Source organism: Kitasatospora sp. NPDC048662 (assembly GCF_055587065.1).
Window position 1 is genome coordinate 1,017,501 of sequence record NZ_JBVJHA010000001.1, and the last position, 18,148, is coordinate 1,035,648.

The 18,148-nt window shown below is 72.9% G+C and carries 13 protein-coding genes; 10 read left to right on the plus strand and 3 right to left on the minus strand.

Going from position 1 to position 18,148, the window contains the following annotated elements; translation table 11 throughout:
• Nucleotides 1–3: 3 nt before the first annotated feature.
• The 3 genes from ACZ6R9_RS04900 to ACZ6R9_RS04910 form a co-directional block, all read right to left on the minus strand.
• Nucleotides 4–1,131 (minus strand): hypothetical protein, encoded by a 1,128-nt coding sequence (locus ACZ6R9_RS04900; RefSeq protein WP_465536558.1) that lies wholly within the window; start codon nucleotides 1,129–1,131, stop codon nucleotides 4–6.
• A gap of 127 nt (nucleotides 1,132–1,258) precedes the next feature.
• Nucleotides 1,259–2,392: a metallophosphoesterase gene (locus tag ACZ6R9_RS04905; RefSeq protein WP_380480134.1), complete on the minus strand. Its 1,134-nt coding sequence runs from the start codon at nucleotides 2,390–2,392 to the stop codon at nucleotides 1,259–1,261.
• Between the two features lie 147 nt (nucleotides 2,393–2,539).
• Complete coding sequence (locus ACZ6R9_RS04910; protein ID WP_380480132.1) at nucleotides 2,540–3,697, minus strand: LacI family DNA-binding transcriptional regulator; 1,158 nt, start codon at nucleotides 3,695–3,697, stop codon at nucleotides 2,540–2,542.
• A 285-nt stretch (nucleotides 3,698–3,982) separates the two neighbouring features.
• Between ACZ6R9_RS04910 and hisC the strand changes: the two genes are divergently transcribed.
• The 10 genes from hisC (at nucleotide 3,983) to cydD (ending at nucleotide 17,976) form a co-directional block, all read left to right on the plus strand.
• Nucleotides 3,983–5,059 (plus strand): histidinol-phosphate transaminase, encoded by a 1,077-nt coding sequence (gene hisC, locus ACZ6R9_RS04915; RefSeq protein WP_465536561.1) that lies wholly within the window; start codon nucleotides 3,983–3,985, stop codon nucleotides 5,057–5,059.
• Nucleotides 5,060–5,316: 257 nt separating this feature from the next.
• Nucleotides 5,317–6,690: an efflux RND transporter periplasmic adaptor subunit gene (locus ACZ6R9_RS04920; protein ID WP_465536563.1), complete on the plus strand. Its 1,374-nt coding sequence runs from the start codon at nucleotides 5,317–5,319 to the stop codon at nucleotides 6,688–6,690.
• Entirely contained in the window at nucleotides 6,687–7,460 is a 774-nt protein-coding gene (locus ACZ6R9_RS04925) for an ABC transporter ATP-binding protein (RefSeq protein WP_380480126.1), read from the plus strand. The genes ACZ6R9_RS04920 and ACZ6R9_RS04925 overlap by 4 nt, the downstream gene beginning before the upstream one ends.
• Nucleotides 7,457–8,659 (plus strand): ABC transporter permease, encoded by a 1,203-nt coding sequence (locus tag ACZ6R9_RS04930; RefSeq protein WP_380480124.1) that lies wholly within the window; start codon nucleotides 7,457–7,459, stop codon nucleotides 8,657–8,659. The genes ACZ6R9_RS04925 and ACZ6R9_RS04930 overlap by 4 nt, the downstream gene beginning before the upstream one ends.
• A gap of 13 nt (nucleotides 8,660–8,672) precedes the next feature.
• Nucleotides 8,673–9,278 carry a hypothetical protein gene (locus ACZ6R9_RS04935; protein ID WP_465536566.1) on the plus strand — a complete coding sequence of 202 codons (606 nt, stop codon included), beginning with the start codon at nucleotides 8,673–8,675 and terminating at the stop codon, nucleotides 9,276–9,278.
• 153 nt (nucleotides 9,279–9,431) lie between these two features.
• On the plus strand, nucleotides 9,432–10,193 hold the full coding sequence (locus tag ACZ6R9_RS04940) for a response regulator transcription factor (protein WP_465536568.1): 762 nt from the start codon (nucleotides 9,432–9,434) through the stop codon (nucleotides 10,191–10,193).
• A 1-nt stretch (nucleotide 10,194) separates the two neighbouring features.
• Nucleotides 10,195–11,661, plus strand: a complete 1,467-nt coding sequence (locus tag ACZ6R9_RS04945) for a sensor histidine kinase (RefSeq protein WP_380480118.1) — start codon at nucleotides 10,195–10,197, stop codon at nucleotides 11,659–11,661.
• A 272-nt stretch (nucleotides 11,662–11,933) separates the two neighbouring features.
• Nucleotides 11,934–13,472 (plus strand): cytochrome ubiquinol oxidase subunit I, encoded by a 1,539-nt coding sequence (locus tag ACZ6R9_RS04950; protein WP_380480116.1) that lies wholly within the window; start codon nucleotides 11,934–11,936, stop codon nucleotides 13,470–13,472.
• A gap of 11 nt (nucleotides 13,473–13,483) precedes the next feature.
• Nucleotides 13,484–14,491: a cytochrome d ubiquinol oxidase subunit II gene (cydB, locus tag ACZ6R9_RS04955; RefSeq protein ID WP_380480114.1), complete on the plus strand. Its 1,008-nt coding sequence runs from the start codon at nucleotides 13,484–13,486 to the stop codon at nucleotides 14,489–14,491.
• Nucleotides 14,492–14,532: 41 nt separating this feature from the next.
• Nucleotides 14,533–17,976 (plus strand): thiol reductant ABC exporter subunit CydD, encoded by a 3,444-nt coding sequence (gene cydD, locus ACZ6R9_RS04960; RefSeq protein WP_465536812.1) that lies wholly within the window; start codon nucleotides 14,533–14,535, stop codon nucleotides 17,974–17,976.
• The last annotated feature ends 172 nt before the right edge of the window (nucleotides 17,977–18,148 follow it).

Genomic DNA, 18,148 nt, shown 5'->3' on the forward strand with positions numbered 1-18,148 from the left:
CGGTCATTCCGCCGGGTCGTCCCGCTCCGAGTCCTCGGCGTGCGGGACCGGTCCGGGGCTGGTGAAGTCGGGGCTGCTGTGTCCGGGGCCGGTGAACCCGGCGGGACGCGGCTCGCCCTGACTGTCCGTCAGTCCTTCCGGTCCGGGGCTGGTGAAGTCGGGGCTGCTGTGTCCGGGCCCGGTGAACCCGGCGGGGCGGCGCGGGCCGCCCTGGTTGTTCGTCAGGCCGCCCGGTCCGGGGCTGGTGAAGTCGGGTGAGGTGTATCGGGGGCCGTCGGGTCGCGGCCGGCCGTCCGCGTCGGTGAGGTGTTCGGGGCCGGGGCTGGTGAAGCGGGGGCCGTCCGGGCGCTTGCGCCCCTGGTCGTCGGTGAGGCCCTCGGGGCCCGGGCCGGTGAAGTCGGGTGAGGTGTAGCGGGGCCCGTCGGGGCGCGGCCGCCCGTCGGGCACGGGGGTGCTGAACCCGGGGCTGGCGTACCCGGCCCGGCTGTAGCCGGGGCTGAGCAGGTCGGGCGGCGCGGTCCGGGCGCGCGGGACACCGGGGGTCGCGGTGTGGTCGGCGAGCAGCCAGGGCAGCAGGGCGCGTTCGCGCAGCGCGGTGTGCCAGGCGGCCCGGGCCTCGGCCAGCGCGGCCTGCCGCTGCGGGTCCGCGCCGGGCGCGCGGGAGCCGTCGCGCCGCGCGGTGAGGACCAGCCCGGTGCCGCCGATCAGCAGCGCGGCGGCGGCGACGGCCAGCGCGAGCAGGCCGGCGGTGACGGTGGAGCGGCCGAGCGCCAGCCCGGGCGCGGCGGCCCGCAGCAGCCAGCCGAGCAGCAGCAGGGCGAGTCCGGCGGAGCCGGCCAGCACCGGGGTCAGCACCGTCAGTACGGGGAACAGCCCGGCGCCGCCCGGCGGCGTGCCGTTCGGGTGTTCGGCCTGCGAGGTGCGCAGCGCCAGGTAGTGGGCGTACTCGGCGGCGGCGGGCGCGGCGACGGTGTCGGCGTCCGCGAGCGCCCGGGTGTGCAGCTGTTCGGCGGTGAGGTGCTCGCCGGGCGCGGCCAGGGCCTGCCGGACGGACGGGTCGCGCAGGGCTTCGTCGAGCAGCCGGGCGAAGTCGGCGCGGTCCTCGGCGAGCAGGCGCGGCGGGTGGCTCATGGGTACCCCGTTCCGCGAGGTGGACGGAAGGTCACTGGCCTCGATGGTAGGGGTGCGCGGGAGCGCGCCGACAGGCTCTTTCCGGAACTTCGGCTCGTTCAGTTCCCTTGCGCCGTCGAGCAGTTGTTCAGTTCAGCGGCAGTTGTGCGACCAGCAGGCGGCCGTCCATGGTGACGCCGCCGTCCATCGCGATGGCCAGTTCGTCGGCGTAGATGTACGGGCCGGGCACGTGCGGGGGGACGCCGTCCTCCGGGTGGTCGCCGGTCAGGTACGGGATCGGGCTGTGGCCGTGCACCACCCGGTAGCCGCCGTACACGGCGAGGAGTTCCTGTGCGGCCATGGTGCCGGCCTGGCCGCGGAACGCGAACCGCTTGGTGAACTTGCGGAAGGCGTCCCACCATTCGTCGATGCCCTCGTCGGCGAGCAGCGCGTGCACGGCGTCGTTGACGTCGGCGATGGTCTCGCCGTACTCCAGGTACGCGGTGGTGTCGGAGTGCAGCAACAGGTGGCCGTCCTCCAGCGCCATCGCGGGCAGCCGGGACAGCCAGCTGATGTGGTGCGGCTGCAGGCGTTCCAGGTCGTGCTGCTGGCCGCCGTTGAGCCGCCAGGCGGCGAGGAACGAGGCGGTGCCGGCGGTGGACTGGACGGCCTCGTCGCCGTAGCGGGCGGCGCCGAGGAAGAGCAGTTCGTGATTGCCCATCAGGGCGCGGCAGTAGCCGCCGGCCGCGGCGGCCTCGGCGGCCAGCTGCATCACCAGGTCGATGACGCCGATGCCGTCGGGGCCGCGGTCGGTGAAGTCGCCGAGGAACCAGACCCGGGAGCGCCCGGCCGACCAGTGGCCGTCGGCGTCGATCAGGCCCTGCTGGTGCAGTGCGGCGAGCAGTTCGTCGAGGTAGCCGTGCACGTCGCCGATGACGAACAGCGGGCCGGGGCCCTCGCCGGGTTCGGGCTGCGGGTACGGGAAGTGCACCTCGACGGGGGGCACCGCCTCGATCGGCGGGCCGAGTTCGATGGTCGGCGGGTCCTCGTGCGCGTAGTGCCCGGGTGCCTGCGGGGCGGCGTCGCCGAACTGCCCGGCGGGGGCCCAGTGCTGCTCCAGGTAGTGGGCGCCGCCGTAGGTGCTGTGGGTGTCCTCGTACTGGTAGCCGGCGGGTTCGGCCGGCTCGAACCAGGAGCCTTGGGGGAGCACGTCGAGGTCCTGGCGGGAGCGGATGCCCGAGTGCGGTTGCTCGGGTTCGCGGAAGAGGTCCTCGGGTGTCATTCGCCCATCATAGGAAGCGCACTCTCCCGCCGTCCTCACCTGGTCGGTATCCGTTTTCCCCGTTGACCCGCCGGGCGACGGGCGGGCCGCCCGGTCTGCCCCGGTCCGGGGCGGTCCGGACCGTCGGCGGGCGCGGGCGGCGCGTGCTCACACCTCGCCCGGCGGGCGGGGCGGACTGACCGTGGTGCGCGGGCTGCGGCGCTGCGAGGAGGCCCGCACGATCAGCTCGGTGGGCATCAGGGTGCCGGGCGGCGGGCCCGTCCCGGCGGTGCGGTAGCGCGGCGGGAACAGCCGACCGGGCACGGATCCCGATCCCGCGCCGACTCCTTCGATCGCGTCGATCAACAGGTTGACCACGGTGGTGCCGATCCGACGGGGCTTCAACGACAGGGTGGTGATCGGCGGTTCGGTGTTGGCGTACACGTCGGACTCCGAGCAGCACACCAGCAGCAGGTCGTCCGGCACCCGCAGGCCGTAGCGGCGGGCGGCGGCCAGCAGGTCGGTGCCGTTGGGGTCGAACAGTCCGTACACCGCGTCGGGGCGGTCCGGGCGGGCCAGCAGCCGGTCGGCGGCGACCGCCCCGGCGGCCGGGTCGTGCGCCGGGTACGCCTCGTACACCGGCTCCTGGCCGATCCGATCGCACCAGGCGAGGTACGCCTCGGTGGACAGCCGGGTGTAGGTGTCGGTGGAGGTGCCGGTGAGCAGGCCGATCCGGCGGGCGCCGGCCTCGCTCAGGTGCTCCAGGATGCCGAGCACCGCGGCCTCGTGGTCGTTGTCCACCCAGGCGGTGACCGGGCAGTTGCCGGGCTTGCCGTCGGAGACCACCGGCACGCCGGACCGGTACAGCTCGGTGACCAGCGGGTCCTGGTCGGGCGGGTCGATCACCACCGTCCCGTCGAGCGCGATGTTGCTCCACACGTCGTGCCGGGAGGACGCGGGCAGCACCACCAGGGCGTAGCCGCGGCCCAGCGCGGCGCTGGTGGCGGCCCGCGCCATCTCCGCGAAGTAGGCGAACTCGGTGAAGGTGAACGGCTCTTCGCCGTAGGTGGTGACGGTCAGTCCGATCAGGCCGGACCGGCCGGTGCGCAAGGTCCGGGCGGCGGCGGAGGGCCGGTAACCCAGGCGCTCGGCGACCTCGCGGACCCGGCTGCGGGTCTCGTCGGGGAGCCGGCCCTTTCCGTTGAGGGCGTCCGAGACCGTGGTGATGGAGACTCCGGCGGCCGCCGCGACGTCCCGGATGCCTGCCCGTTCCAGGCGCCGTGAGGCGGTGGCTCGGCGACCGTTCTGATTGGCTGCTGCTGTCATGGCGGACCGATCGTATGGCGCATCGCGGCGTTCTGTGACCGGATCGCTACCGGCCGTCAAAGAACCGTTTCTCCAAGGCCATTCCCGGGGTGCACCCTTCGACAGCTGCGGTTTTGCGGCTCCAATACCTCTGACATGTGCCAAAGGAACCCGGCAGAATGGCTGATCTGCACCCGTAACCCGGACGAGCATCTCACCCGCACGGGTGAGGAGCGGTCGGTATCGTTCACGGCACCCGACCGGGGAGCGACCGGTACCACCGCCCGAAGAGAAACGGAGAACCCCGTGGTTCAGCGTGAGCAGGGCCCCCGGCTGCGGCCGAGCCTGGACGACATCCCCAGCTACAAGCCCGGGAAGCCCGCCGGCGCGGACTCCTACAAGCTCTCCTCCAACGAGAACCCCTACCCGCCGCTGCCCGGCGTCCTGGAGGCCGCGGTCGCCGCCGCCGGCTCCTTCAACCGCTACCCGGACATGGGCGTCGGCGCGCTCACCGCCGAACTCGCCCAGCGCTTCGGCGTCCCCGCCGAGCACATCGCCACCGGCACCGGCTCGGTCGGCGTCGCCCAGTCCCTGGTGCTCGCCACCGCCGGCGAGGGCGACGAAGTCATGTTCGCCTGGCGCTCGTTCGAGGCCTACCCGATCATCACCCAGATCGCCGGCGCCACCCCGGTGCCCGTCCCGCTCACCGCCGACGAGGCCCACGACCTCGACGCGATGCTCGCCGCGATCACCGACCGGACCAGGCTGATCTTCGTCTGCAACCCCAACAACCCGACCGGCGCCGCCCTGCACCGCGAGGAACTGGTCCGCTTCCTGGACGCCGTGCCCGCGCACATCCTGGTCGTCCTCGACGAGGCCTACCGCGAGTTCATCCGCGACGAGGACGTCCCCGACGGCATCGAGCTGTACCGCGACCGCCCCAACGTCTGCGTGCTGCGCACCTTCTCCAAGGCCTACGGCCTGGCCGGCCTGCGGGTCGGCTTCGCCATCGGCCACGAGCAGGTCGCCGGCGCGCTGCGCAAGACCGCCGTCCCGTTCGGCGTCAGCCAGCTCGCCCAGGACGCCGCCGTCGCCTCGCTGCGCGCCGAGGACGCCCTGCTGGAGCGGGTCGAGGCGCTGGTCGCCGAGCGCGTCCGGGTGACCGCCGCGCTGCGCGAGCAGGGCTGGACGGTCCTCCCCTCGCAGGCCAACTTCGTCTGGCTGCGCCTCGGCGAGCGCACCCTCGACTTCGCCGCCGCCTGCGCCGAGGCCGGCGTGGTGGTCCGCCCGTTCCCCGGCGAGGGCGTGCGCGTCTCGATCGGCGAGGTCCAGGGCAACGACCTGTTCCTGGGCGCCGCGGAGGCGTTCCGCAAGGAGATCTGACGCAGTATCAACAGTCGGGGCGGGCAGCACGGTTGTCCGCCCCGTCGGCATGACCGGCCCGGTGCCGGCCCCGGGTGAACCGGGGACGGGACTTCGCTGGGAGCTTTCCGGGAGTCCGGTCAAGAGCTGGTGCTCCGCCGGGCATCCGACGGCCAACGGCCGGGTGATTCGTGACGATTCGTCCGGATCGCTGCTCCCAGCGGGCGCCCAGCAAGCGCACAGGGCGGCGAAAGAGCCCAGGGCGATGCTTCGGTGCCATGAAGGTGCTTCCGCGACGGCGTGGTGCCGTCCTCGTCAACTCCGCGCTCGGCGTGGCCCTGCTGGGCGGGGCCGCGCTGGCGTACACCACCCTGGACGGCGGGACGGGCAGGGCCGCCACCGGCTCCAAGGTCCGGACCGCGACGGTCGCCAAGGGCGCGGTCCAGGCCACCGTGTCCGGATCGGGCACGCTGTTCTCGCCCTCCGACGCCGGCCAGGACTTCACCACCGGCGGCAGGCTGACGGCGGTGAAGGTCGCGGTCGGCGACACGGTGAAGAAGGGCCAGGTGCTCGCCACCGTCGACACCACCACCGCCCAGCAGCAGGTCGACCAGGCACAGTCCGCGCTGACTGCGGCGCAGGCCAACCTGACCAAGGCCGAGGCGGGCGAGACGGTCACCACCACCGTCCCCGGCACCGGCTCGTCCGGCTCGGGCGCCGGCGGTTCCTCGGGCCGCGGCGGTTCCGGCACGGCCGCCGCCACCCCGCAGCCGACCACCACGACCACCGTGAAGATCGACCAGGCGCAGGTCGCGCAGGCCCAGCAGCAGGTCGACAACGCGCAGAACGCGCTGACCAACGCCAAGGCCGCGCTGTCCGGCACCACGCTCACCGCCACCACCGACGGCACCGTCGCCTCGGTCTCCGGCAAGGTCGGCGACACCGTCTCCGCCGGCGGCTCCGGATCCTCCTCCGGCGGCACCTCCACCGGAACCAAGTCCGGTACCGGCAACGCCAGTTCGAGCACCACCCCGACCGGCTTCATCGTGCTGACCAACCCCTCCGGGATGGAGGTCACCGCGAACTTCTCCGAACTGGACTCGCTGAAGCTGAAGAAGGGCCAGAGCGCGACCGTTACCCTGAACGCGCAGTCCGACACCAGGCTCGACGCCACCGTGCTGTCGGTCAGCCCGCTCCCGTCCAGCTCCACCAACGGCGCCGTGCAGTACGGCGCCACGCTGCGGATCACCGGTGACACCACCGCGCTGCGCACCGGGCTGAGCGCCACCATCTCGGTGGTCACCGGCTCCGCCGAGAACGCCCTGTCGGTGCCCACCGCGGCCCTGCAGGGCACCGGTTCCACCCGCACCGCGACCGTGCTGCACGAGGACGGCTCCACCGAGCGGGTGCAGGTGACGGTCGGCATCGAGGGCGACAGCACCGTGCAGGTCACCGAGGGCCTCACCGAGGGCGAGAAGGTCGAACTGACCGCCACCACCGCAGGCACCGGCAACGGCTTCCCGTCCGGACAGTTCCCCGGCCTGAACGGAGGCGGCTTCGGCGGCGGCGCGGGCGGCCTCGGCGGTGGCGGCGGCCGCAGCGGCGGCGGCAATGGCGGCGGCGGCAACGGCGGCGGGGGTTCGCGCGGATGAGCACCGGCAAGCCCCCGGTGATCCAGGTCCGCCGGGTCCTCAAGTCCTACGGCCACGGCGACGCCGTCGTGCACGCACTGCGCGGCCCGCTCGGCCCGGACGGCGAACCGCTCGGCGTGGACCTGGACGTCGCCGAGGGCGACTACGTGGCGGTGATGGGCTCCTCCGGCTCCGGCAAGTCCACCCTGATGAACATCCTCGGCTGCCTGGACGTCCCCACCGCCGGCCGCTACCTGCTCGACGGCACCGACGTCGGCCACCTCGACGAGGGCCGGCTCGCGCTGGTCCGCAACCGCAGGATCGGCTTCGTGTTCCAGTCCTTCAACCTGGTGCCGCGCACCACCGCCCTCGCCCAGGTCGAACTGCCGCTCGCCTACGCGGGCGTGCGGGCCGCCGAGCGGCGCCGCCGGGCGATGGCCGCGCTCACCCTGGTCGGCCTGGCCGAGCGGGCCGGCCACAAGCCCAACCAGCTCTCCGGCGGCCAGCAGCAGCGCGTCGCGGTGGCCCGCGCCCTGGTCACCGCCCCCGCGATGCTGCTCGCCGACGAGCCCACCGGCAACCTCGACAGCCGCTCCACCGAGGAGGTGCTGGGCATCATCGACGGTCTCAACGCGCGCGGCCGCACCGTGGTGGTGATCACCCACGAGGACGAGGTGGCCCGGCACGCCAAGCGGGTGGTCCGCCTGGTCGACGGCGCGATCGTCTCCGACGTCCGGCAGGCCCCGGTCGACGGCCCGCCGCCGGCCCTGGCCGCGGAGGTGGTCGCGTGATCGCCTGGCAGATGATCCGCTTCGCGGTCGGCGGCCTGGCCGCCAACAAGGTCCGCTCCGCGCTGACCATGCTCGGCGTACTGATCGGCGTCGCCTCGGTGATCCTGCTGCTCGCCGTCGGCAACGGCTCCTCGGTGGCGGTGAAGGAGTCCATCACCTCGCTGGGCACCAACTCGCTGACCGTCTCCGCCGCGGCCTCCCGCGGCTCCGCCACCGCCGCCAGGAAGCTCACCGTGGAGGACGCCAAGGCATTGGCCTCGGCCACCGACAGCCCGGCCATCAAGTCGGTCGCCCCGGTGGTCACCACCAGCGGCACCGCGCTGTACGGGAACATCTCCTACCAGCCCGGCCAGATCGTCGGCAGCTACCCGGCGTACTTCGAGACCGCCAACCAGAAGATCGCCGAAGGCGACTACTTCTCCGCCGACGACGTGCTGAACTCCCGCAAGGTCGCGGTGCTCGGCTCCACCACCGCCAAGGAACTCTTCGCCACCGAGGACCCGATCGGCAAGAGGATCACCATCGGCGGCACCCCGTTCACCGTGACCGGCGTGCTCACCACCAAGGGCTCCACCGGCTTCAACGACCCCGACGACGTGGTGATCGCCCCGCTGCCGACCGTGCAGAACGCGTTCACCGGCTTCGGCTCGGTCAACCAGATCCTGGTACAGGCGTCCTCCGCCGACACCACCACCGAGGCGCAGGCCGACATCACCCGGATCCTGATGGGCACGCACGCCATCAAGGACCCCACCAAGGCCGACTTCCGGATCAGCAACCAGACCTCGCTGCTGAGCGCCCGCGAGTCCACCACCAAGACCTTCACGGTGCTGCTCGGCGCGGTCGCCGCGATCTCGCTGCTGGTCGGCGGCATCGGCATCACCAACATCATGCTGGTCACCGTCACCGAACGGACCCGGGAGATCGGCATCCGCAAGGCGCTCGGCGCGCCCCGCGCGGTCATCCTCGGCCAGTTCCTCGCCGAGTCCACCCTGCTGTCGGTGACCGGCGCCGGCCTCGGCGTGCTCGCCGGGATCGCCGGCTCGCACTTCCCGGTGGTCGGCATCAAACCGGTGGTGATCCCCGAGTCGGTGCTCGGCGCGTTCGCCATCGCCGTCGCCATCGGCCTGTTCTTCGGCAGCTACCCCGCCAACCGGGCCGCCTCGCTGCGCCCCATCGACGCCCTCCGGCACGAGTAGAAGGAGTCCTTTCATGTCGGACGAGCAGGAGCTGCTGGCCACCGCGCCGGACGCCCGCGACATCACCGCCGAGCTGGCCGCCCCGCCGAGCCGCAAGCTCCCCTGGCCCACCCTGGCGCTGGCCGGCGGCCTGATCGCCGTGCTGTCCTTCGCCGGCGGCGTCTGGTACCAGAAGGACAACAGCAGCGGCGGCAACGGCGCCACCCGCGCCTCCAGTGGCCAGTTCCCCGGCGGCGGTCAGCAGAACGGCGGCCGCCGCGGCGGCCAGGGCGGCGGGCAGCTGCCGGGGGGCGGTCAGTTCCCCGGCGGTGGCGGCTTCACCCGCGGCACCGTCAAGTCGGTGGACGGCACCACCGTCTACCTGACCGACGCGGGCGGGAACACCGTGAAGGTCACCACCGGCGACTCCACCAAGGTCACCACCACCAAGGAGGGCAAGGTCGGCGACCTCCAGCCCGGCCAGAGCGTCACCGTGCTGGGCAGCAAGGGCGCCGACGGCTCCTACAACGCCACCCAGCTCACCGAGGGCGGCGCGGGCGGCTTCGGCGGCCGGGGCGGCGGTGGCGGTGGCGCAGGCCAGGGCGGCGGACCCGGTACCGGTTCGAGTACGACCGGATGACCAAACCCCTCTTCATTCACTTGGCGCAGCGTGCCCGGGCTAGGGTCTGTCTGACGACGTTCGATCGGGCGTGCCCGGCGAACCTCGTCCGACCGTCCCGGAAACCGCTCGGGCCGGCCCTTTTCGTCCCGGCCCTGGAGGCGGAGCAAGATCGTGTCTGGCGCAGTGCAGTCGAGCCCGTCCGCGGCGACTCCGGCGGGCGGTGAACCGTTCCTGCTGGTGGTGGACGACGAGCCCAACATCCGCGAGCTGCTGTCGGCCAGCCTGCGCTTCTCCGGCTTCCGGGTGGCCTCCGCCGCCACCGGCCAGGAGGCGCTGGACGCGATCGCCACCGAGCGCCCCGACCTGGTGGTGCTCGACGTGATGCTGCCCGACCTGGACGGCTTCACCGTCGTCCAGCGGCTGCGCGACCAGACCCAGTGGCCGGGCAGCCCCGAACACGTCCCGGTGCTGTTCCTGACCGCGAAGGACGGCACCGGCGACAAGGTCCAGGGCCTGGCCGTCGGCGCCGACGACTACGTCACCAAGCCGTTCAGCCTGGAGGAGCTGATCGCCCGGATCCGGGCGATCCTGCGCCGGGCCGGCGGCCCCGCCGACGACGGCCGCCTGGTGGTGGCCGACCTCACCCTCGACCCGACCGCGCACGAGGTCACCCGTGGCGGCGTCCCGGTCTCGCTCTCCCCCACCGAGTTCAAGCTGCTGCACTACCTGCTGGCCAACGTCGGCCGGGTGGTCTCCAAGGCACAGATCCTCGACCACGTGTGGGCGTACGACTTCGGCGGCGACCTGTCCATCGTCGAGTCGTACATCTCCTACCTGCGCCGCAAGCTCGACTCCGGCCCGGCGCACGGCCCCAAGCTGATCCACACGGTGCGCGGCATCGGCTACGCGCTGCGCCGCCCGCCGAACAGCTGAGATGGCGCGTTTCTCGCTGCGGGTCCGGCTGCTGGTGCTGGCCCTGCTGCTGGTCACCACCGGCCTGGTGGTCAGCGACACCTGGGTGCTCGGCACCGTCCGCGGCCAGCTGGTCGAACGCGCCGACCAGCAACTGGAGCGGTACGCCGAGCCGCTGTCGCGGCGCGCGCCGAGCCGCCAGCAGTCCCCGGCGTCGGTGTTCAGCCCGCAGACGCTGAGCCGCCGCACCGGCCAGGCGCTGCCCAGCGAGTACGTGGTGCGCTACCTGTCCGCGGACGGCACCGTGCTGTCGGTGCTGCGCCAGCCGCTGACCGACTCCGAGCCGGCCCCGCAGCTGCCCGCGCCGACCGCCGCCGCGCTGGCGCACCGGGAGGGCGCCGAGCCGTTCACCGCGAAGGTGCCGCGCGGCAGTGAGTGGCGCTCGCTGGTGCTGCCGTTGCAGCGCACCGTCGCCACCGACTTCGGCTCGCCGCGGTACGTGCAGGTCGCGGTGCCGCTGGACGACGTGCAGTCCACCATCAAGCACCTGCGCACCACCTTCTTCACCATCGGCGGGGCGGTCCTGGTGGGCCTGGCCGGCCTGGGCGCGGTCGCGGTGCGGGCCGGGCTGCGGCCGCTGCGCCAGCTGGAGGCGGGCGCCCAGCGGATAGCCGACGGCGACCTGTCGCACCGGATGCCGGACCTGCCGGCCCGCACCGAGGTGGGCCGGCTGTCCGCGGCGCTGAACCGGATGCTGACGGACATCGAGACGGCGTTCGCCGACCGCGCCGCCTCCGAACGCCGGATGCGCCGCTTCGTCGCCGACGCCTCGCACGAGCTGCGCACCCCGCTGGCGGGCATCCGCGGCTTCGCCGAGCTGCACCGGATGGGCGCGCTGGACGACGTGGACCGGGCGATGGACCGGATCGAGTCGGAGGCGGTGCGCCTCGGCGGCCTGGTGGAGGACCTGCTGATGCTGGCCCGCCTGGACGAGGAACGCCCGCTGAACCTGGCCCCGATGGACCTGCGCACGCTGGCCGCCGACGCCCTGCACGACCTGACCGCGCTGGACCCGGGCCGCCCGGTGGCCCTCACCGGCCCGCACGGCGAGGGCGCCCCGCAGCCCGCGCCGGTGCTCGGCGACGAGGCCCGGCTGCGCCAGGTGGTGAGCAACCTGGTGGGCAACGCGGTCAAGCACACCCCGCCGGGCACCGCGGTGCGGATCGGGGTGGGCCGGGTGGACGGCAGCTGCCTGCTCGAAGTGGCCGACCGGGGGCCGGGGTTGACCGAGGAGCAGGCGGCGCTGGTGTTCGAGCGCTTCTACCGGGCGGACGCTTCCCGGACCCGCCGGGCCGACGGGGGCGGGGGATCGGGCCTGGGGCTGGCGATCGCCTCCGCGCTGGTGTCCGCGCACGGCGGCGAGCTGACCCTGCGCACCGCGCCGGGCGACGGCGCGGCCTTCAGGGTGGCCCTGCCGCATCAGCGCTGAGCTGGGCTGATGTATCGTCAGCCAGGCCGGTGTCAAGTGCCGGTCGGTACAGCGGTGCCGCCCGGCTGCGGCTTGTGACCGGCGGAACCGGCGGCAGATCATTCCATTGTCGGAAAACACCCCCCCCGTGCGAATGCACTGATAAGCATCATGGATACTGCTTTTGTGAACGTGTTCACGTTCACAAGCGGACAAGCTTGGGCAGGTTCGGCGCGGTCGCGTGCTACATGTGCCTTTTTGTCCGGCAGGCACATCCTGTGAGAGAGGGCGCAGTGGACCTAGCAGTCGCTCACGAGACCATCTCGCGATGGCAGTTCGGCATCACCACCGTCTACCACTTCCTCTTCGTCCCGCTGACGATCAGCCTGGCCTCGATCGTGGCCGGTCTGCAGACCGCGTGGGTGCGCACGGGCAAGGAGAAGTACTTCCACGCCACCAAGTTCTGGGGCAAGCTCTTCCTGATCAACATCGCCATGGGCGTGGTCACCGGCATCGTCCAGGAGTTCCAGTTCGGCATGAACTGGTCCGACTACTCCCGCTTCGTCGGCGACGTGTTCGGCGCCCCGCTGGCGATGGAGGCGCTGATCGCCTTCTTCTTCGAGTCCACCTTCATCGGACTGTGGATCTTCGGCTGGGACAAGCTCCCGAAGAAGATCCACCTGGCCTGCATCTGGATGGTCGCGATCGGCACCGTGCTGTCCGCGTACTTCATCCTGGCCGCCAACTCCTGGATGCAGCACCCGGTCGGCTACCGGATCGACCCCGTCACCGGCAAGGCCCAGCTCACCGACATCGTCCGGGTGCTGACCCAGAACACCACCCTGGTGCAGGTCTTCCACACCCTCACCGCCGCCTTCCTCACCGGCGCCGCCTTCGTGGTCGGCATCGCCAGCTACCACCTGTGGCGCGCCAAGCAGGGCAAGCAGCCGGACAAGCGCAAGACCGCCGCGATGCGCACCTCGCTGCGCGTCGGCCTGGTCATCGCCGCGGTGGCCGGCCTCGGCACCGCGATCAGCGGCGACACCCTCGGCAAGGTGATGTTCGAGCAGCAGCCGATGAAGATGGCCGCCGCCGAAGCGCTCTGGGACACCCAGGCCCCCGCCCCGTTCTCGGTGTTCGCCGTCGGCGACGTCTCCAAGGGCCACAACTCGGTCGCCCTGGAGATCCCCGGACTGCTGTCCTTCCTCGCCCACAACGACTTCTCGTCCGAAGTCCCCGGCATCAACGACATCGCCGCCTCCGAGGCCGCCCAGCACGGCGGGCAGCCCACCGACTACATCCCCAGCATCTTCGTCACCTACTGGGGATTCCGGCTGATGATCGGCTTCGGCATGACGTCCTTCGTCGCCGCGCTGATCGGCCTGTGGACCACCCGCCGCAGGTTCTGGCTGGCCCCCGAGCACCGCACCGGCGAGGACGAGCCACCGAAGCTGATGCTCACCAGGAACCGGGAGATGAACGTCTTCTTCACCCGGTGGAGCTGGCGGATCGGCATCCTCACCATGGGCTTCCCGCTGATCGCCAACAGCTTCGGCTGGATCTTCACCGAGATGGGCCGCCAGCCCTGGGTGGTGTTCGGCCTGATGTTCACCCGCGACGCGGTCTCCCCCAACGTCAGCGTCGGCACCCAGGTGCTCGGCCTGACCACGCTGACCGCCCTGTACGCGATCCTCGCCGTGATCGAGGTCAAGCTGCTCGCCAAGTACGCCGCCGCCGGCCCCAACACGGACGAGAAGCCGCCCGCCAAGGACCCGACCCTGCGCGGCCCCTCGGACGAGGACTCCGACCAGCCGCTCACCTTCGCGTACTGAGGACGGATCACATGCACCTGCACGACTTCTGGTTCATCCTGATCGCCGTCCTGTGGATCGGCTACTTCTTCCTGGAGGGCTTCGACTTCGGCATCGGCATCCTCACCCGGCTGCTGGCCCGCAACACCGCCGAACGCCGCGTCCTGATCAACACCATCGGCCCGGTCTGGGACGGCAACGAGGTGTGGCTGCTCACCGCCGGCGGCGCCACCTTCGCCGCCTTCCCCGACTGGTACGCCACCCTGTTCAGCGGCTTCTTCATCCCGCTGCTGATCATCCTGGTCTGCCTGATCGTCCGCGGCGTCTCCTTCGAGTACCGGCACCAGCGCGACAGCGAACGCTGGCAGCGCAACTGGGAACTCGCCATCTTCTGGACCTCCCTGCTGCCCGCCTTCCTGTGGGGCGTCGCCTTCGGCAACATCGTGCACGGCGTCGCGATCGACCAGGACAAGAACTACGTCGGCACCTTCTGGGACCTGCTCAACCCGTACGCGCTGCTCGGCGGCCTCACCACCCTGGTGCTGTTCACCTTCCACGGCGCGGTGTTCGCCGCGCTGAAGACCAGCGGCGAGATCCGGCACCGGGCCCGCGTCCAGGCCACCGTGCTCGGGCTGGTCACCGCGGCGCTCGCGGCGGCCTTCCTGATCTGGACCCAGGTCCACTCCGGCAACGCCTGGAGCCTGGCCGCGCTGATCGTCGCCGTCCTCGCCCTGCTCGGCGCGCTCGGCGCCAACCAGGCGGGCCGCGAGGGCTGGGCGTTCGGCTTCAGCGGCCTGACCATCGTCGCCGCCGTCGGCATGCTGTTCCTGTCGCTGTTCCCCGACGTGATGCCCTCCACCCTCAACGCGGGCTGGTCGCTGACCGTCAGCAACTCCTCCTCCTCGCCCTACACGCTCAAGGTGATGACCGTCGTCGCAGTGATCTTCACCCCGATCGTGCTGCTCTACCAGAGCTGGACGTACTGGGTCTTCCGCCGCCGGATCGGTGTCCAGCACATCCCCGCCGCCGCCCACCACTGACCGCCGTCGCAGGAGCACACCTGATGGAAAGCCAGCAGCGGATGCGTCCGATCGACCCCCGGCTGCTGGCCTACGCCCGCACCACCCGCGCCTTCCTCGCCGGCTCCGTACTGCTCGGCGGGGTGGGCGCGGCCCTGCTGGTCGCCCAGGCCGCGCTGATCGCCGACCTGGTGGTCCGCGCCTTCCAGCACGGCCAGTCCCCACTGTGGGGGCCGCTGCTCGGCCTCGCCGCCGTCACCCTCGGCCGGGCCCTGGTCGCCTGGCTGACCGAACTCACCGCCCACCGCTCGGTCGCCACCGTCAAGTCCACCCTGCGCCGCCGCCTGCTCGACCACGCCACCGCGCTCGGCCCCGGCTACCTGACCGGCCGCCGCACCGGCGACCTCGCCACCCTCGCCACCCGCGGCGTCGACGCCCTCGACGACTACTTCGCCCGCTACCTGCCGCAACTGGCCCTCGCCGTGGTCGTCCCCCTCGTCGTGCTGACCCGGATCCTCGGCGCCGACTGGGAATCCGCCGCGATCATCTGCGTGACACTGCCGCTGATCCCGCTGTTCATGATCCTGATCGGCTACGCCACCCAGGCCCGCACCGACCGCCAGTTCGCCGGTCTGTCCCGGCTCTCCCACCACTTCCTCGACGTGGTCGCCGGACTGCCCACCCTCAAGGTCTTCGGCCGGGCCAAGGCCCAGGCCGCCGCGATCGGCCGGATCACCGAGGACTACCGCCGCGCCACCCTGCGCACCCTGCGCCTCGCCTTCGTCTCCTCCTTCGCGCTGGAACTGCTCTCCACCCTCTCCGTCGCCCTGGTCGCCGTCTCCATCGGCTTCCGGCTGGTGCGCGGCAGCCTCGACCTGGAGACCGGCCTGCTGGTGCTGGTCCTCGCCCCCGAGGTCTACCTGCCGCTGCGCCAGGTCGGCGCGCTCTACCACTCCAGCGCCGAGGGCCTGGCCGCCGCCGGGAAGATCTTCGAGGTGCTGGAGACCCCGCTGCCCCGGGCCGGCCACCGCCCCGCCCCGAACCCCGCCGGCACCGACATCCGGATCGAAGGCCTCACCGTCCGGCACGAAGGCCGCACCCAGGACGCCCTGCACGAGGTCTCACTGGTGGTGCCGGCCGGACGCACCACGGTGCTGACCGGACCCAGCGGCGCCGGCAAGACCACCCTGGTGAGCGCCCTGCTCGGCTTCGTCCGGCCGGACGCCGGACGCATCCTGATCGGCGACCAGCCGCTCGCCGACACCGACCTGGCGAGCTGGCACGCCCAACTCGCCTGGGTCCCGCAACACCCCCACCTGTTCGCCGGCACCGTCGCCGAGAACGTCCGGCTGGCCCGCCCCGCCGCCACCGACACCGAACTCGCCGCCGCCCTCGCCGCCGCCCGGGTCGACTTCGCCGACCCCGGCACCCGGCTCGCCGAGAACGGCCACGGCCTGTCCGCCGGCCAGCGCCAACGCCTCGCACTGGCCCGCGCGCTGCTCGCCGACCGCCCGCTGCTGGTGCTCGACGAACCCACCGCGCACCTCGACCCCGTCACCGAGGCCGCCCTGCTGGAGACCCTCGGCGGGCTCCGCCGCACCGTGCTGCTGATCACCCACCGGCCCGCGCTGATCGCCCTCGCCGACCACCACGAGCGGCTGCCCGGCGCACCCGCGCCCGTCTCCGCGCCGGTCTCGCAGCCCGCTGCCGCCAAGGCCGCGCCCCGGCCCGCGCAGCCGCAGGAGCCGGCGGACGCCGCCGAGCCGTCCTCCCGGATCCCCGGACTGTGGCTCGCCGTGCTGCTCGGCTCGCTCGCCCTCGGCTGCGCCGTCGCCCTGATGGGCACCTCCGGCTGGCTGATCTCCCGGGCCTCGCAGATGCCGCCCGTGCTGTACCTGATGGTGGCCGTCACCTCGGTCCGGGCGTTCGGCATCGGCCGCAGCGTGTTCCGCTACGCCGAGCGGCTGGTCTCGCACGACGCCGTGCTGAAGGCCCTCGGCGGGGTCCGCACCGCCGTCTACCGCCGCCTGGAACAGCTCGCCCCCGCCGGGCTCCCGCAGTTCCGGCGCGGCGACCTGCTGTCCCGGCTGGTCGCCGACGTGGACGCGGTGCAGGACCACCACCTGCGCTGGCGGCTGCCCGCCGCGATCGCCCTCGTGGTGTCGCTGGGTGCCTCCGCCGCCCTCGCCGCCCTCCTGCCGCTGGCCGGCCTGGTGCTCGCCCTCGGCCTGCTGCTCGCCGGGGCCGTCGTCCCCGCGCTGGAGCGCCGGATCTCCGGCCGCACCGAACGCCGGCACGCCCCCGCCAAGGGCGAACTGGCGACCGCCGTACTGGACACCCTGACCGGCACCGCCGAACTGACCGTCGCCGGCGCCCTCCCGGACCGGCTGCGCGCCACCCGCGGCGCCGACGCCGCGCTGACCAGGCTGGCCGGACGCTCCGCCGCCTCCGGCGCGCTCTCGGCGGGCCTGGTCGCCCTGGTGTCCGGCCTGACGGTGGTGGCCGCCGCCGCGGTCGGCGTACGCGGCGTCGCCTCCGGCGCGCTGCCCGGCGTCTGCCTGGCCGTGGTGGTGCTGACGCCGCTCGCCGCGTTCGAGGCCGTCGCCGGGATGCCCACCGCGATGCGGTTCCGCGAACGCGCCAGGGCCTCGCGCGAACGCCTCGCCGAGGTGCTGGCCGCGCCCCTGCCGGTGACCGAACCGGCCGCGCCGAAGACCCTGCCCGCCGAACAACTGCCCATCCGGGTCAGTGACCTGACCACCCGGTGGCCCGGCGCCACCCGCGACGCGCTGCGCGGCGTCGAGCTGGAACTGCGGCCCGGCCGGCGCGTCGTGGTGGTCGGCCCGTCCGGCTCCGGCAAGACCACGCTCGCGCACGTGCTGCTGCGGTTCCTCGAACCGTCCACCGGCTCCGTACGACTCGCCGACGGCCAACCCGACGCCGTGGACACCCGCGACCTGACCGGCGAGGACGTCCGCCGGGTGATCGGCCTGTGCGCGCAGGACGCGCACGTCTTCGACAGCTCCGTGCGGGAGAACCTGCGCCTCGCCCGCCCCGACGCCGACGAGTCGCAGCTGCGCGCCGCACTCGCCCGGGCCCGGCTGCTGGACTGGGTGGACGAACTGCCCGCCGGCCTCGACACCATGGTCGGCGAACACGGCGCCCGGCTCTCCGGCGGCCAGCGCCAGCGCCTCGCCCTGGCCCGCGCGCTGCTCGCCGACTTCCCCGTGCTGATCCTCGACGAGCCCGCCGAACACCTCGACGTGGCCACCGCCGACGCGCTCACCGCCGACCTGCTCGCCGCCACCGAAGGCCGCACCACCCTGCTGATCACCCACCGGCTCGCCGGACTCGACGACAGCGGCGTGGACGAGGTCCTGGTACTGGACGACGGCCGGGTGGTGGAGCGCGGCCGCTGGTCCGCGCTGGCGGCCCGGCCGGGCGGACAGCTGGCCGCGATGCTGGCCCGCGAACGGGACGCCGAGGCCCGCGAGGTGGCCGCCTGACGGGTGCCGGGGTGCCGCCCCGCCCGGAAGCACGGACGAACCCGGACCGATCGGGACCAACAGGCACACTGGTGGCATGGATCAGCCGGCCGCCGAGAACGGCCCACCGCGCATTCCCGAGATCTCCTCGCTCGGGCTGGACACCCTGGTCACCGAGGTCTCGGAGCGGCTG